The following is a 1254-nucleotide window of genomic DNA, read 5'->3' on the forward strand; positions in this document are numbered from 1 at the left end:
TGGAGCTATACTATAAAAGTAGACACAAATTAGTGTGTTATAATCTGTCTAAGAAGACACAAAAAAGAAAGGACTTTTATGTCAGGATTTAAACGTTACGATGAGGAATTTAAGCAATCTCTCGTTAATCTCTACCAAACAGGAAAAACTCAATCTGAACTCTGTAAAGATTATGGGGTCTCTGCTTCTGCGCTTGCTAAATGGATCAAGCAGTATTCTCAAGTTCGACTTGAAGATAATACGATCTTGACTGCTAAACAGATTCAAGATTTACAAAAGCGTAACGCTCAATTAGAAGAGGAGAATCTCATCTTAAAAAAAGCGAGTGCCATATTCATGCAGAACTCCAAGTAAGATTAAAAGCCATCTATCGACTTCGATATGAACACACGACAGTTATGCTCTGTCGTGTTTTACATGTCAATCGTTCCACCTACTATAATTTCATTAACAAGAAGCCTTCTAAGCGGGAAATAGAGAATCAACGCTTGAAAAAATTACTCCTTGAAATTTATATGAAAGCTAAGAAAAGAATTGGAACGAGAGCTTTCAAAATCATTCTGTTGCGTGATTATGGCATCAATATTTCTCAAGGGCGTATTTTACGACTTCTCAAGTCTATGACGCTCCCCAAAATGTCAACGATTAAACCTCGTTTTAAATCAAACCATTCTCCTGAATTTTCTTCTGATAATCTACTTAAACAAGAATTTAACCCTAAGTCCCCGAATCAAGTTTGGACAACCGACTTCACTTATATTTCTATCGGACCTAAACGACATGTTTATCTCTGCGCCATCCTTGACCTCTACTCTAGAAAATGTATTGCTTGGAAACTTAGCCATAGGATTGATGCCAAACTCGCCTGTGACACCCTAGAGATAGCTATAAATAAGAGAAAGCCTAAGGAACCAATCATTTTTCATTCGGATCAAGGGAGCCAATTTAAATCAGCTTCCTTTAGAAAGTTGCTTGATGATAATCAGTTACTTGCTTCTTACTCCAAACCTGGTTATCCTTATGATAATGCCGTAACTGAGGTCTTTTTCAAGTATCTTAAACAACGAGAAATTAATCGGAGAACTTATCACTCCATTCAAGAAGTTCAATTATCCTGCTTTGAATACATTGAACACTTTTATAACAATTATAATCCTCATTCTGCAAACTATGGTTTAACTCCAAATCAGAAGGAGGAAAACTATTTTAAGAAAACATAGCTCATTTTCTGTCTAATTATTTGACATTAGTCCA

General features: G+C 35.6%; 1 pseudogene. It reads left to right on the plus strand.

Annotated features, from left to right (window positions below):
• The first annotated feature begins 78 nt into the window (after nucleotides 1-78).
• Nucleotides 79-1236: pseudogene (locus tag NFR51_RS10685) on the plus strand (IS3 family transposase).
• Nucleotides 1237-1254: the final 18 nt, after the last annotated feature.

Origin of the sequence: Lactococcus ileimucosae, from assembly GCF_943193185.1 — a bacterium.
Taxonomy (GTDB): Bacteria; Bacillota; Bacilli; order Lactobacillales; family Streptococcaceae; genus Lactococcus; species Lactococcus ileimucosae.